The sequence below is a fragment of the Butyricicoccus sp. genome (assembly GCF_050872565.1).
Classification (GTDB): domain Bacteria; phylum Bacillota; class Clostridia; order Oscillospirales; family Butyricicoccaceae; genus Butyricicoccus_A.
Window position 1 is genome coordinate 1 of the sequence record NZ_JBNMHC010000018.1, and the last position, 14,287, is coordinate 14,287.

Genomic DNA, 14,287 nt, shown 5'->3' on the forward strand with positions numbered 1-14,287 from the left:
TCCATGTTTTCCTTCTTTGCGACAACTTCCATCTGCGGGGTGATAATTCCCTGCTTTGCTGCTTCGATCTGTGTTTTGTACATGCTGATCCTCCTAAAAAAGAAAGTGGGAACAACGTAGGAAACAAAAAATGCACTGATTTCGCAGGAAATCAATGCATATCTGGATTCAGTATCCGAAATACCTTTACTTCCTACAACGGTGTTAACCGACAGGTTCAAAGGGTCAGGTTTTAACCTTCTCAACTCGATGCCCTCGGAAGGACATGCGTTAGTTCCCCTGTAAATTGGTATTATTGTAGCAAACCGCTCAGAGAATGTCAATGGTAAAAAGAGGAAGTGCACAAGATTACCAGCAAAAATGCAAGAATCTGCAAAAAATATCTGAGGACAAAAGAAAAACACATGACCTCCAGGCCGCACGATTGCACAGCCCCCGCCATGTGTTTTCATTTCAGAAAAGAGAAAAAGAGGAATCCGTGCGGAAAAGCACGGAGAGTAGACACAGCACTGATTGCTCAGTGGCTTGTCTGTTGTTGATGGATGTATTATAGCATTGCCCTATCTCCCTGAAAAGATACAAATTTCATGAAACAAAACAAGGGCTTCCGGCAGAGGACTGTGCAAGTTTACAACGGATGCAGGACACACTTTTTGCTCATGCAGAAATGACGGGAAATCCCGACTGTGTTCGACAGAAAATGCAAGATTTTGCACAAATGGATTTCATGGAAATTTGCAACCAAACAGTAAAAAAAGAATGGGTATTGGCAGGAAAACTTGTATAATCTGTACGAGTACGCTGCAAAAAGAAACAATTTGCGTGTGCTGCGTCGGAAAATTGCGATATGTACAAAATACAGGAAAAAAATCCGAAAATTTTTACTTTACAAACGGCTTCCTGTATGATATGATGCAGTAGTTAGCGTATCCCCCTCACTGAGCAGTCTGGATACCGGACACGTTTGACCGTGTCCTTACACCTGAGCCGCTGCCCGGTGTGCGGAAAGCTATACAAACTATATTTTATTATGAGGTGTCTAATTATGATCCGCAAAGAACAGAAGGCTGAAGTTATTGCTGCAAACCGTACCCACGAGACCGATACCGGTTCTCCGGAAGTACAGATTGCTATCCTGACCGAGCGCATCAAGCAGCTCACCGAGCATCTGAAGGAGCACAAGCACGACAACCATTCCCGTCGTGGCCTGCTGAAGATGGTTGGTCAGCGCCGCAACATGCTCGCTTACCTGAAGAAGAAGGACATCGAGCGTTACAGAGCTATCATCGCTAAGCTCGGCATCAGAAAGTAAGTACTTGTTCATGAGAGAGGAAGGCCGCACACGCTGCGGTCGTCCTCTCTGCCCGTTTATGTAGGAATGGACTGGACGGCAACTCCTTGAGCAGTTGAAGGAAGTGTGGACGCTGGTGCCACATCTGCTTCAAGTGCTTGAAGGACTGTCGGACTTTCCGAAAAAACGAAGAATTTTTTAAGAATAGGAGACAGTTATGACGACGATTACCCATAAGTCATTTGATGAAGAGCGCGTATTTAAGACCACGTTCGCAGGTCGTGAGCTGACGGTTGAGACCGGCAAGGTGGCTCAGCTGGCAAACGGCTCCGCGCTGGTTCGCTACGGCGATACTGTTGTTCTCGTTACCGCTACCGCTTCCCCGAAGCCGCGCGAGGGCGTGGATTTCTTCCCGCTTTCCGTTGATTTTGAGGAAAAGCTGTATGCAGTAGGCCGCATCCCGGGTTCCTTTATGCGCCGTGAGGGCAAGGCAAGCGAGCAGGCTACCATCGCCTCCCGCCAGATCGACCGCCCGATGCGTCCGCTGTTCCCGAAGGATCTGCGCAACGATGTATCCATCGTGTGCACCGTTATGGGCAACGACTACGACAACTCCCCGCAGGTAACTGCTCTGAATGGTGCTTCCATCGCAGTGGCTATCTCGGATATTCCGTTCAACTACACCGTAGCTGGTGTTGATGTTGGTCTGGTAGACGGCGAGTTCGTTCTGAACCCGACTCTGGAGCAGCGTCAGAAGAGCCTGATGGACGTAACGGTTTGCGGCACCGCAGAGAAGATCGTTATGATTGAGGCTGGCGCAAAGGAAGTTCCGGAAGATCAGATGCTGGACGGCCTGCTGTTTGCACACGAAGAAATCAAGAAGATGTGTGCATTCATCGACTCCATCAAGGCAGAGATCGGCAAGCCGAAGTTTGAGTACGAGCATCATGATGTCGATCATGAGCTGTTCGACCAGATCGAAGCATTCGCACGCGCAAAGGTAGAGGTTGCCTTTGACACCGACGACAAGACCGTCCGTGACGCACGCATGCAGGTTGTCCGCGAAGAGATCGACGAGATGCTGGGCGAAGAGGTTGCTACCGAGCGCGCTGCTGAGATCTCTGAGATCGTTGACAAGCTGTGCAAGAAGGTTGTTCGCCACTGGCTGACCCAGGGCAAGCGCGTTGACGGCCGCGGCATGGAAGAAGTTCGCCCGCTGGCATCTGAAGTTGGCGTTCTGCCGCGCGCACATGGCACTGGCCTGTTCACCCGTGGTCAGACACAGGTTCTGTCTGTCTGCACGCTGGGCACTCTGTCCGATGCACAGACACTGGATACCATCTTCGAGCAGAAGGAGAAGAGATATATCCATCACTACAACTTCCCGTCCTTCTCTGTTGGTGAAACCCGTCCGTCCCGCGGCCCTGGCCGTCGTGAGATCGGTCATGGTGCACTGGCTGAGCGTTCCCTGCTGCCGGTACTGCCGTCCGCAGAGGAGTTCCCGTATGCCATCCGCGTCGTATCTGAGGTTCTGTCCTCTAACGGTTCTACTTCTCAGGGTTCCGTTTGCGGTTCCACGCTGGCTCTGATGGACGCAGGCGTTCCGATCAAGGCTCCGGTAGCTGGTATTTCCTGCGGTCTGATTACTGATGACGGTCAGGAGACCACCTTCACCGATATTCAGGGTGTTGAGGACTTCTACGGCGATATGGACTTCAAGGTAGCTGGTACCAAGAAGGGCATCACCGGTATTCAGGTAGATATTAAGGTTGACGGTCTGACCCCGTCCATCATCAAGGAAGCATTCCGCAAGTGCCGCGATGCTCGTTACAAGATCCTCGACGATGTTATGCTCAAGGCAATTGCTGAGCCGCGCGCTGAGGTTTCCCAGTGGGCACCGAAGACCATGACCATTCACATCAATCCGGACAAGATCCGTGATGTTATTGGTAAGGGCGGCTCTGTGATTCAGAAGATCACTGCTGAGTCTGGCGCAAAGGTTGACATCGCTGAGGACGGCACCGTAAGCATTTCTGCGATCAACGGTTCCGACGGCGAGAAGGCAAAGAAGATGATTGAAACCATCGTCAAGGATCCGGAAGTCGGCGATGTATTCTACGGCAAGGTTGTTCGTCTGATGGGCTTCGGCGCATTCGTACAGATTGCACCGGGTAAGGACGGTCTGGTTCACATCTCCAAGCTGGAGAAGCACCGTGTAGAGCGCGTCGAAGACGTTGTCAATGTCGGCGATATGGTTTGGGTTAAGGTCATTGAGATTGATGACAAGGGCCGCATCAACCTGTCCCGCAAGGACGTAAAGGAAGAGGAAAAAGTCCTGTAATTGAGAACTTTGACAACTCTTGTTGAAATAAAAGAAAAAGGCTGTATCCGTAAGGGTACAGCCTTTTTGGTACGAGATGATATGGGAAAAAATTCCTTGTGCGCCGGAGAAACATCGGTGCTACACGCTGACAAAACAGAATATCTTGTCAGCAGATAGTTGGTGCGAGTTGATGCAAATGCTTAATTTTGCATTTTTTTCCACAGCGTGTATCCGGCAGTCAGTGCACCGGCATAGCGCAGCAGCAGCGTGTCCGAGGACAGCAGAACAGACGGCACCAAGGAGATACCGGCCGGCAGCGGAAGCGCCAGAGAGTTGAGAATCGGCGCGAGAAATGGTGCGAGCGCGACATACAGCGCGGGAACCGTGACGAAAACAATGGTTAATCCGTCGATATGCGACAGATGACCGAGAAATGCACCGCAGACAGCGAGGGTGATAAGGGCGACAATGTAGCTGGAATCTGAGGAAATCAGCGTGATAGAAGCAAAATGACTGATGCTCAGGACAATGCAGAACATCGCATCCCAGACCAGCAGATACAGCAGACGCATGGGGAAGAACTCCTTTCTGATTGATACACAGAATGTTCTTTCAGTATATCGTTATCTGAGAAAAAAAGCAAGGAATTGATAAAAGAACCTGCATTTCTGTCGAAAAAGACTTGACAGAATGCGAAGAACGGCGTATATTAACTTTCAGTGAAAGATACTTAATTGGAGGCAAGCAATATGGCTGGATTATCAGAGCTTTCTCATAAGGCTCAGAGAGCGGCAGCAAGCGTTATCATCGACCGCGTGCTGTCCAATGTAAAGAAGGATAGAGAAAAGGCATTCCTCGACATTGTTGATTTCGCAGAGAAATTCTGGGGCGACGGCATGTCCAAGGAAAATTACGATAAGGTTCGCGAGGCAATTCGTCATCCGGAAGGAAACAAGTGGATTCGCTTTATCAACCGCGTGCTCGACGAGACCGACCCGCATGTCGCTAAGATGGCAGCCCTGAATCTGGGCTTTGAGGCGTTCTTCCGCGGCACCAAGGAGATTCGTAAGAACCGTAAGAAGTATGACTGCAACATTCCGTGGCTGATCCTGTTTGATCCGACCTCTGCATGTAACATGCACTGTGCAGGTTGCTGGTCCGGTACCTACGGCCACAAGCACAACATGAGCTTTGAGGACATGGATAAGATCGTCACGCAGGGTAAGGAACTGGGTGTTTATCTGTACATGATGACCGGCGGCGAGCCGCTCGTCCGCAAGAACGACATCCTGAAGCTGGCAGAGAAGCACAACGATGTAGAGTTCTCTCTGTACACCAACTCCACGCTGATTGACGAGGATTTCTGTAAGGAAGTTGTCCGTCTGGGCAACCTGACCTTCCAGCTGTCCATTGAGGGCACCCCGGAGACCAACGACGAGCGCCGCGGCGAGGGTCATTACGCAGCAGTTATGCGCGCAATGGATCTGCTCAAGAAGTACGGCATTCTGTTTGGCACATCCATTTGCTACACCAGACACAACATTGATGCTGTTACCAGCGATGAGTTCCTCAAGATGATCTCTGACAAGGGCGCACGCTTCGGCTTCTACTTCCATTACATGCCGGTTGGCAACAATGCGGTACCGGAACTGATGCCGACCATGGAACAGCGCAAGTACATGATCGAGCGCATTCGTTACATCCGTTCCAGCAAGTCTGACATCGAGTTCTACCCGATGGACTTCCAGAACGACGGCGAGTTTGTCGGCGGCTGCATCGCAGGCGGCAGAAACTACTTCCACATCAACTCTGCCGGTGACGCAGAGCCGTGTGTATTCATTCATTATTCCAACGCAAACATCCATGACAGCTCGATTCTGGAGATCCTGCAGAGCCCGCTGTTCATGGCATATCACAACGGTCAGCCGTTCAACCACAACCATCTGCGTCCGTGTCCGATGCTGGAGAATCCGGAGCTGCTGCAGAAGATGGTCCATGAGACCGGCGCACACAGCACGGATTTGGAATCTCCGGAGCCGGTAGAGCATCTGTGCGGCAAGTGCAAGGATTACGCTGCTTGCTGGGCAAAGGAAGCTGACGACATCTGGGCACATGAGACCCATAAGAAACCGAAGTATCAGAACTACAAGCCTTCTAACATTATTAAGTAATGTGCAGAGGTGAATCGGTGTGGAGTATGAAAGAATGGCAAAAGAACTGGTTGAGATGCAGATGGAGAATGCGCGCCAACTGAGTTGGATCGCGGATTGCATCGCAGCCAGAGGAGAGGCACAGATTCTATTGATGCTTGCGCATCGGAATGAGGCGGTGTGTGCGGGAGAACTGACAGAGCATGTCGGTTTGACCTCCGGCCGTGTGGCGAATATCCTCAAGCAGTTAGAACGCAAAGAATATATTGAGCGCACGCCGGGCACAGACGACCGGAGAAAAGTTCTCGTTTGTCTGACAGAAAACGGACAGCAGTATGCCAAACACGTCTATAAAAAGGAATTAGACGGCTATGCATGGCTGCTGCGGGTTCTCGGCGAGGCAGATGCACGGGAATTCATGCGCTTGCTCAAGCAGGGTGTCAATCTGCTTGGCGCGCATCATGACGAACTGTTCCAAATGCCACAAGGATAGGGTGAGAAGCTGGGAGAAATCCCAGCTTCTTTTTTTATCTGACGAAACAAAAAGTTAACAGGATGTTTTAATAAAAAACCACCAAAACAGTTCGCATCCGGTTTATTGTATGTTATACTTAAAATAGACAGTAGAATAGAGAGATTCCTTTTACGGAATCGCCAAGGGAGAGATATTGATGTACGACCGTATCACATTGCCAAACGGCGTGCGCATCGTGGCGGAACATGTTCCGGGTATGCGTTCGGCAGCTATTGGCATTTGGATTATGAACGGCTCCCGACACGAGCCGGAACAACTCAGCGGCATCTCGCATTTTATCGAGCATATGGTGTTTAAGGGCACAGAGAAACGCTCTGCGCAGCATATCGCCATTGCCATGGATGCCATCGGCGGACAGGTTAACGCTTTTACGACAAAAGAGTGCACCTGCTTTTATTTAAAGACGTTGGACAGACATCTCAAGACCGGTGTGGAAATCCTCGCGGATATGTTCCTGCATTCCACGTTCAGTGAACGGGATTTGGAACTGGAGCGCGGTGTCGTTCTCGAAGAGATTGACATGTATGAGGATTCTCCGGAAGATGTAGCAACGGAGAAAATCTTTGAAGCCTGCTATGACGGCTTCTCGCTGGGACGCCCGATTCTTGGCAAGGAAGAATGCTTGGATAAGATGACAGGCGACACCCTGCATACATATATGGATGAGTATTATCGTCCGAAAGATACTGTAGTCGCGATTGCCGGATCATTTACCAAGGACGATCTGCAGTTTATCTGCGAACTGTTCTCCGAGATGGAGGGCAGCGGACGCAACGTCATTGAACCGGCGGAGTATGCGCCGAAGATTGTCGTTCGCCCGAAGGAAATCGAGCAGAACCATCTGTGCATTGCCTTTCCGGGTCTGCCGATTCGCGCAGAGGAACGCTATGTCAACGCACTGATGGGAGCGATTTTGGGCGGCGGCATGGCATCGCGTCTGTTCCGCACCGTGCGTGAGGAAAACGGCCTGTGCTATTCGGTATACTCGTTTAACACCTCCCATGAGGACACCGGCATGTTTGCCATCTATACCGCGCTGGGAAAGGAGACCGAGCGCAAGGCAGTAGAGCTGATTAAGGAAGAGTGCCTGCGTCTGGCAGAGGAAGGACCGGATCGTTCCGAGCTGCGCCGCTGCCGTGAACAGGCAAAGACCAATATGCTGCTCGGCTTGGAGAGTACATCGGGCAGAATGAATCAGCTGGGACGCAGTGAGATGTTCTTTGACCGTGCGTTGGAGCTGGAAGAAGTCATTGCGCTGTATGATGCTGTCACAGAGGAGGATATTGCCAATCTGGCACGCAGAATCTTCAATTTTGAGCAGGCTTCGATTTGTGCTGTAGGAAAAGTACAGGATGAAGCGTATTACGAAAAATTGCTCAGAGCATAAACAACAGGCAGGCAACGGCGCAGCAAATATTGCTGCGCCGTTTTTGTTTTTTCGCTAAAAAAATGCTAGGAGAGAATGGTAGGATGAAACAGTATATTCTTTCGATTGACGCAGGCACGACCAGTGCCCGCTGTATTATCTTTGACCGGCAGGGCAGCCTGTGCGCCATGGCACAGCGCGCGCTGCACATGGCATATCCGCACGATGGATGGGTGGAACAGGACGCACAAGAGATTTGGGAGGCACAGCGCGCGGTCTGTCGGGAAGCGATAGACAAGCTGGGCATTCAGCCGCAGCAAATCGCAGCGATTGGCATCACCAACCAGCGCGAGACAACAATTATCTGGGACAAGCAGACGGGAAAGCCGATTGCACCGGCGATTGTCTGGCAGTGCCGCCGAACCGCTTCGATGGCAGAAGATTTGCGTGCCCGCGGTCTGGAGCCGTACATCCGCAAGACGACCGGTTTGCTCGTCGATGCCTATTTCTCTGCGACAAAGATCAGCTGGATTCTCGACCACGCAGAGGGCGCGAGACAGCGCGCCAAGCGCGGAGAGCTGCTGTTTGGCACGGTGGACAGCTGGCTGATTTGGAATTTAACGGGAGGCAAACGGCATGTGACTGATGTGACCAATGCGGCGCGAACCATGCTGTTTGACATTCACAAGCGCGCGTGGGACGCTGCCATTTGCCGCGAGCTGGATATTCCCATGCAGCTGCTGCCGGAAGTTGTGCCGTCCAGCGGTGTTTTGGGAGAGACCGAGCCGCAACTGTTCGGCGTATCGATTCCAATTGCCGGTGTGGCGGGAGATCAGCAGTCTGCCCTGTTTGGACAGACGTGTTTTGAGCCGGGTAATGCGAAAAATACGTATGGCACAGGCTGCTTCCTGCTCATGAATACCGGAGACAAGCCGGTAGAGAGCCATAACGGGCTGTTGACGACCATTGCTTGGGAACGAGATGGCGAAGTGACATATGCGCTGGAAGGCTCTGTGTTCGTCGCAGGCGCGGCGATTCAGTGGCTGCGCGATGAAATGGGCTTGGTCAAGCAATCGGCGGATACTGAGGCTCTGGCGCAGTCTGTGCGCGACACCGGCGGCGTGTACTTTGTACCGGCATTTACCGGCTTGGGCGCACCGTACTGGGATCCATATGCCCGCGGGATGCTCATCGGTCTGACGCGCGGCACCAGCCGGGCACAGGTCGTGCGTGCGGTGCTGGAGTCACTGGCATATCAAACAGCGGATGTACTGCGCGCGATGCAACAGGACGCGGGTATTGCGCTGCAAACGCTGCGTGCGGACGGCGGCGCAAGTGCCAACAGCTTTCTCATGCAGTTCCAAGCGGATATTTGCCATGTTCCGGTGACACGCCCTGCCTGCGTGGAAACTACGGCGATGGGCGCGGCATTTCTGGCGGGACTGGCTGTCGGCTTCTGGACGGATCTCTCAGACATCAAGCGCACGGTCACGGCGGAATGCACCTTCCAGCCGGGGATGGACAGCGCACAGCGCATGAAAAAGCTTGCTGGCTGGGAAAAGGCGGTTTCCCGCTGCAGAGATTGGGCGAGTGCTTCATACAATACATCAGAAAGGACGGATGACAATTGAAAAAATTAATCCAAGAGTATTTGCTGCAATACCTGATGATTACGGCGGGCGCGATTCTCGCGGCATTTGCACTGGAAGAGTTTCTGGTGCCGAATACCGTGCTGGACGGCGGCATCACCGGCATCAGTATCATCTTAAATCAGCTGACGCTGCAGCCGATTAGTATTTTTATCGTGGTACTCAACCTGCCGTTTCTGCTTTTGGGATTTCGGCAGCTGGGCAAACGGTTTTTCGTGAGCGGCATTTACGGCATGGTGATTTTCACCGTGTTTTTGGAAGTCTTTGCGGAATTCCAAAACGCAACCAGCTCAGAGTTGCTGGCAGTCGTGTTCGGCGGCGTATCGCTGGGTGTCGGCGTGGGTTTGGTACTGCGCAGCGGCGGATGTCTGGACGGCTCGGAAGTGGTTGCCATGATTGTGAGCAAGCGCACCAACTTCTCGACCGGTCAGGTCATCTTTGGCATCAATGTCGTGATTTATGTGGCGGCGGGCTTTTTGTTCGGCTGGGATCGCGCGATGTACAGCCTGCTCACATACTTTATCAGCTTCAAGGTCATTGACATGGTAGAAGAAGGTCTGGAACAGGCGAAGGCGGCGATGATTATTACCGACCACTCCGGCTTGCTGGCGGACATGATTTATCAGCGGCTGGGACGCACCTGTACCATCCTCGAAGGTGAGGGACTTATCAGCGGCAAGAAGGTCGTGCTGTACTGCGTGCTGACTCGCTTGGAGATCAATGAGCTGAAGCGCATCATCAAAGAATACGATGGCTCTGCCTTCGTCACGATCAGCGATGTATCGGAGATTATCGGCAGACATATTAAGAGCTCGTCCGGTGCGCCGGAACAGGAGGAACCCGCCTGAAAAAGCCTTGAAATAGGCTGTAAAAATGTTTTTTAAAAAAACTTCAAATTTTTGTTGACAAAACGCCAAATACTTGGTATACTAATCAAGCAGTCAGGGATGACGCAAAAAACAAAAACGGTATGCGCCAGTAGCTCAGCTGGATAGAGTGTTTGGCTACGAACCAAAAGGTCGGGGGTTCGAATCCCTTCTGGCGTACCAAGGCAACTACTTGATTTCGAGTAGTTGCCTTACTTTTTTCTCAAATGAAATTTCGAGGTGGGTAGAGCGTGTACTTCTTTTGGAGTAGACGCTTTCTTTTTTGCAACGAAATCCTCATATAAATAGGAAAAATGGCAAAAAATACAAAAAATCCTGCGAATATACGAAAATAGCTGAAATATCGTCTTGACATTCGGGGGGGGGCAGTGGTACTCTGAGTATGTAAAAATTGGATAAAATGGCAAATTTTATACAAAATGGTTTCAAGACTGCAGCCGATTCGCTTGACGCCGTATAGCGCGTAATTTACGCAATATCTCAAGAAATGATGTGGTAACGACGTGTGTAGTATCATTAATCAGACGCTGGAAATGTTTACAGTTATCGTTGACGCGATAATTTTAGCTTCTATTCTGCTGGAGCGCAAAAAACAAAAGTTGGAATATACATTTTTAACGGTGCTGCTCATGCATATCATCACCGCGGTGGGAGATTTGTTTGCGTGGACATTTACCGAGATGCCGGGGCTGAATGCTTTGACTGTGACCGGCAATGTTCTGACCTATATTTTTAATCCGCTCGCATGTACAGGCTTTTTCATCCTTGTCTTTTACATGCTGTGTGAGTCTGAACAGATCAGACATGGCATACCCTTGGTGCTGGCGCATGTTGTCTTCGTGTTGGGCGTTGCCAGTTCCCTGCTCATCGTGGTAAATATCAAAACCGGCATTCTGTTTACCTTGGACAGCGAAAACAATTTTACTTGGGGACCGCTCAGTATGCTGCCGGACAATATGCTGTTGGTGCAGCTGCTGTTGATGATTCCTATTTTATTTTTGTGCCGCACAAAATCAAAATGGGATACGGCTATCAGCGCAGCTTTATATTTGGGCACACCGATTGCCGCGATTCTGATGGAGAATTATGCGTCCACGTTGATGCTGATTTATCCGTCGGTGACGATTTCTATGCTGCTGCTTGAGGTTATGCGGCAGCACAACAAACAGCGGATTATGATGCAGCAGGAATTGGAGCTGTCAGACAGCAAAGTAAAGCTGTTGATGGGGCAGATTCAGCCGCACTTTATTTTCAATTCCCTGCTGGCGATTCAAGAGCTGTGTACAGAGGATCCGAAGAAAGCGGAAGGCGCGGTACAAGATTTTGCGGTTTACCTGCGCAGCAATCTGGACGCGATGGGCAGCACGCGTATGATTCCGTTTACCAAGGAGCTTGAACATATTCGACATTATTTGTCCTTGGAACAAGCGGATCCGAATGAAACCTTTCAGGTAGAGTATGACCTGGCTGTACAGGATTTTTGTGTGCCGCCGCTCAGTGTACAGCCGATTGTAGAGAATGCCGTGCGCCATGGGATGGCGATGCGGGACAGCGGAGGCGTGATTACGATTGCGACAAGGGAGGATGCGCGGTCGTATAGTATCATAGTAAAAGACAATGGATATGGATTTGACAGTGCGACACAAGAACAGATGGAACGCAAAAGTGTTGGGTTAGACAATGTTCGGATGCGGCTTGCGGCGCAATGTAATGGCTCTTTGGAGATTGATAGTGGGGAAATCGGTACCATAGTCAAAATTCGCATTCCAAAGAAAGGGTAAGCAGTATGAATACATTGGTCGTGGACAACAAGCAGCTGGCAATCAATGCGTTGGTAAAGATACTTATATCTGTAGATCCTGCCGGCAATCATGTGGGTGTGAACACAGCGGTACGGGCGCTGGAGTTTGTCAAAGAGCATGATATAGATGTTGTGTTTCTGGACATTGAGATGCCGGGTATGAACGGCTTAGAACTGGCAAAGCGCATCAAAGATATTTGCGGTACCATCAATATTATTTTTGTCACGGGATATGCTGAATACGCTTTGAGCGCGCACCGACTGTATGTCAGCGGATTTTTGCTCAAGCCGGTGACGGAAGAGGACGTGCGGACTGCGTTGGACAATCTGCGCTATCCGATTCAAGAGCGCGACAGCGCGGAACATTGGGGAGAGACACAGGAACAGCAGAGTAAGCTGCTGACCGTGCGCTGCTTCGGCAACTTTGAGGTGTTTTGGGACGGAATACCGCTGCATTTTCAGCGCAGCAAGAGCAAGGAACTGCTGGCCTATCTGATTGATCGGCGCGGCGCAAGCTGCACCATTGGCGAGCTGATCGGCATTTTGTGGGAGGATAAAAGCGAAACGCGTTCGCTCCGCAGCCAGTGCAGAAATTTGATTTATGATTTGCGCAAGACCTTTCAGAAAAACGGCATCAAAGATATACTGATTCGCAGCAGAAACAGCGTGGCTATCGACTGCCATATGCTCGATTGCGACTATTATCGGTTTTTGAATCATGATGCGGCTGCTGTAAATAAATATCGCGGCGAATACATGGCACAGTATTCTTGGGCAGAAATGACGACAGCAAATCTGGGAAATATGGGCTGATTGCACGCAATATGATATATATTTGCGCATAGACATGCAGAATAGCAGAGAAAAAATTTGTTTGAGATGATATTGAGATGGTCTAGAGACTGTAATGATGTTACGGCTTTGATATACTAAAGCTACAGAGTGAACGCCAGATGGGGATGAGTTGTCTGGCTGTTGTCGCTCGTGGGTTTTGGGCGCAGATGGGAACGCGTTCCGAAACACACATGAAAGGAATGCGTTAAAGCTATCCGGGGTTTGCTGGCATATAGCTTGCGGCTGGCACCAATCAGTCGTAAGCTATAGCAGCGTAAAAGTTATATACAGACGAAAAAAGGCGATTCCTTGCGGAACCGCCTTTTTCTTATGTCCTATCATCTATGACACGATTTTTCCATCTGACATGGTAAAAACCTGATCGAATATATCTTCCAATGAAGATTCCATCATATGCGCTGCCACAACGATGATTTTATGTTTCTGTTTTTCTTCGAGTAAAATCTGTTTTACCGCTTCGATATTTTCCGTATCCAGCGCATTAAACGGCTCATCCAGCAAAAGAACCTGCGGATCTTCCATCATCGCCTGCGCAATGGCAAGCCGCTGCTTCATGCCAAGCGAATAGGTTTTTACCTTTTTATCCTTTGCATCCAGCAAATTCACTTTGCTCAGAGCCTCTTCGATTTGCTCTTTGCCGATCAAATGCTTGATAGACGCGAGATACGTCAGATTCTGCCAGCCTGTTTCATAGTTGATGAATGCTGGGTTTTCGATAATCACACCAAACCGCGTGTCTTCCGGATAGACAATTTTCCCGCTATCCGGTTTGAGCAGTCCACAAATCGAACGCAGAAGCATGGTTTTTCCACAGCCGTTATGTCCTTTGAGCAGATATATATTTCCTTCTTTTAAAGTTAAGGTAATGTCTGATAAAACCGGTTTGTGTTTGAGCTGTTTGCTCATATTCTGAATCTCTATCATATGTGTTTCGCCTTTCTCACAAATTTATTGCGTTTGTCTTCCGACAAAATCTTTGCGTGACAGTATCACATACAACACGCCGCAAAGCACTGCATCAATGAGCAGCATAACCCACCACTGATAAAAAATCGGTGCAGCATATGCTAAGTCATTCCGCGCATATTGTACAGAGAGGATGATGGTTGAAATTCCTAAATACAAAACGAGTTGTATTGTCTGTGCAACAGCGGGGCGTTCTAACAGTACATATAGTAGGGTGTATACCAAATACATCTGCAAAACATCTGCAAACACTAAGCCAATATCTGTCAAATAGGCAATGGATATGTGCAAATGAAGATACACCGCTTCGGCAGCAATGACTGCATATATATCTGCAACAAAGATTAGCGCATATGCAATTCCTGTCGTCAATATATCTGCAAATATATGTTTTCCATGCCGCACCATCTGCATCGGTTCAAGAAAAAGTTTTTTGTTAAAATGAATAAAAATTGCAAAAATAA

General features: G+C 49.9%; 12 protein-coding genes, 1 tRNA gene and 1 riboswitch. Of the genes, 10 read left to right on the forward strand and 3 right to left on the reverse strand.

Annotated features, from left to right (window positions below; all coding sequences use genetic code 11):
- Positions 1-173: 173 nt before the first annotated feature.
- A riboswitch (TPP riboswitch) is annotated at positions 174-291 on the reverse strand.
- Between the two features lie 754 nt (positions 292-1,045).
- A complete protein-coding gene (gene rpsO / locus ACR0P9_RS01885) occupies positions 1,046-1,312 on the forward strand; it encodes a 30S ribosomal protein S15 (RefSeq protein ID WP_246566489.1) in 267 nt (88 codons plus the stop codon).
- A gap of 196 nt (positions 1,313-1,508) precedes the next feature.
- Positions 1,509-3,632 carry a polyribonucleotide nucleotidyltransferase gene (locus tag ACR0P9_RS01890; protein ID WP_432617155.1) on the forward strand — a complete coding sequence of 708 codons (2,124 nt, stop codon included), beginning with the start codon at positions 1,509-1,511 and terminating at the stop codon, positions 3,630-3,632.
- A 182-nt stretch (positions 3,633-3,814) separates the two neighbouring features.
- Here ACR0P9_RS01890 and ACR0P9_RS01895 read toward each other — a convergent pair whose 3' ends face one another.
- Positions 3,815-4,186 (reverse strand): hypothetical protein, encoded by a 372-nt coding sequence (locus tag ACR0P9_RS01895; protein ID WP_432617156.1) that lies wholly within the window; start codon positions 4,184-4,186, stop codon positions 3,815-3,817.
- A gap of 177 nt (positions 4,187-4,363) precedes the next feature.
- On the opposite strand from ACR0P9_RS01895, the gene ACR0P9_RS01900 reads away from it, so the two are divergent.
- The 8 genes from ACR0P9_RS01900 (at position 4,364) to ACR0P9_RS01935 (ending at position 12,815) form a co-directional block, all read left to right on the forward strand.
- Positions 4,364-5,785 (forward strand): radical SAM protein, encoded by a 1,422-nt coding sequence (locus ACR0P9_RS01900; RefSeq protein ID WP_432617157.1) that lies wholly within the window; start codon positions 4,364-4,366, stop codon positions 5,783-5,785.
- A gap of 34 nt (positions 5,786-5,819) precedes the next feature.
- Positions 5,820-6,257, forward strand: coding sequence for a MarR family winged helix-turn-helix transcriptional regulator (locus ACR0P9_RS01905; protein ID WP_432617158.1), 438 nt, complete (start codon positions 5,820-5,822; stop codon positions 6,255-6,257).
- A 178-nt stretch (positions 6,258-6,435) separates the two neighbouring features.
- Positions 6,436-7,686, forward strand: a complete 1,251-nt coding sequence (locus ACR0P9_RS01910; RefSeq protein WP_432617159.1) for a M16 family metallopeptidase — start codon at positions 6,436-6,438, stop codon at positions 7,684-7,686.
- Positions 7,687-7,769: 83 nt separating this feature from the next.
- Entirely contained in the window at positions 7,770-9,296 is a 1,527-nt protein-coding gene (gene glpK / locus ACR0P9_RS01915) for a glycerol kinase GlpK (protein ID WP_432617160.1), read from the forward strand.
- Entirely contained in the window at positions 9,293-10,162 is an 870-nt protein-coding gene (locus tag ACR0P9_RS01920) for a YitT family protein (protein ID WP_432617161.1), read from the forward strand. Before glpK ends, ACR0P9_RS01920 begins: the two co-directional genes overlap by 4 nt.
- Before the next feature lie 124 nt (positions 10,163-10,286).
- A tRNA-Arg gene (locus tag ACR0P9_RS01925) sits at positions 10,287-10,363 on the forward strand.
- 341 nt (positions 10,364-10,704) lie between these two features.
- Positions 10,705-11,982, forward strand: a complete 1,278-nt coding sequence (locus tag ACR0P9_RS01930) for a sensor histidine kinase (protein WP_432617162.1) — start codon at positions 10,705-10,707, stop codon at positions 11,980-11,982.
- Positions 11,983-11,987: 5 nt separating this feature from the next.
- Positions 11,988-12,815 (forward strand): response regulator, encoded by an 828-nt coding sequence (locus ACR0P9_RS01935; RefSeq protein ID WP_432617163.1) that lies wholly within the window; start codon positions 11,988-11,990, stop codon positions 12,813-12,815.
- Positions 12,816-13,178: 363 nt separating this feature from the next.
- Here ACR0P9_RS01935 and ACR0P9_RS01940 read toward each other — a convergent pair whose 3' ends face one another.
- Both ACR0P9_RS01940 and ACR0P9_RS01945 read right to left on the reverse strand, forming a co-directional pair.
- Positions 13,179-13,781, reverse strand: coding sequence for an ABC transporter ATP-binding protein (locus tag ACR0P9_RS01940; protein ID WP_432617164.1), 603 nt, complete (start codon positions 13,779-13,781; stop codon positions 13,179-13,181).
- Positions 13,782-13,805: 24 nt separating this feature from the next.
- Positions 13,806-14,287 (reverse strand): hypothetical protein (locus tag ACR0P9_RS01945; RefSeq protein ID WP_432617165.1); only part of this gene is annotated, 482 nt, incomplete at its 5' end.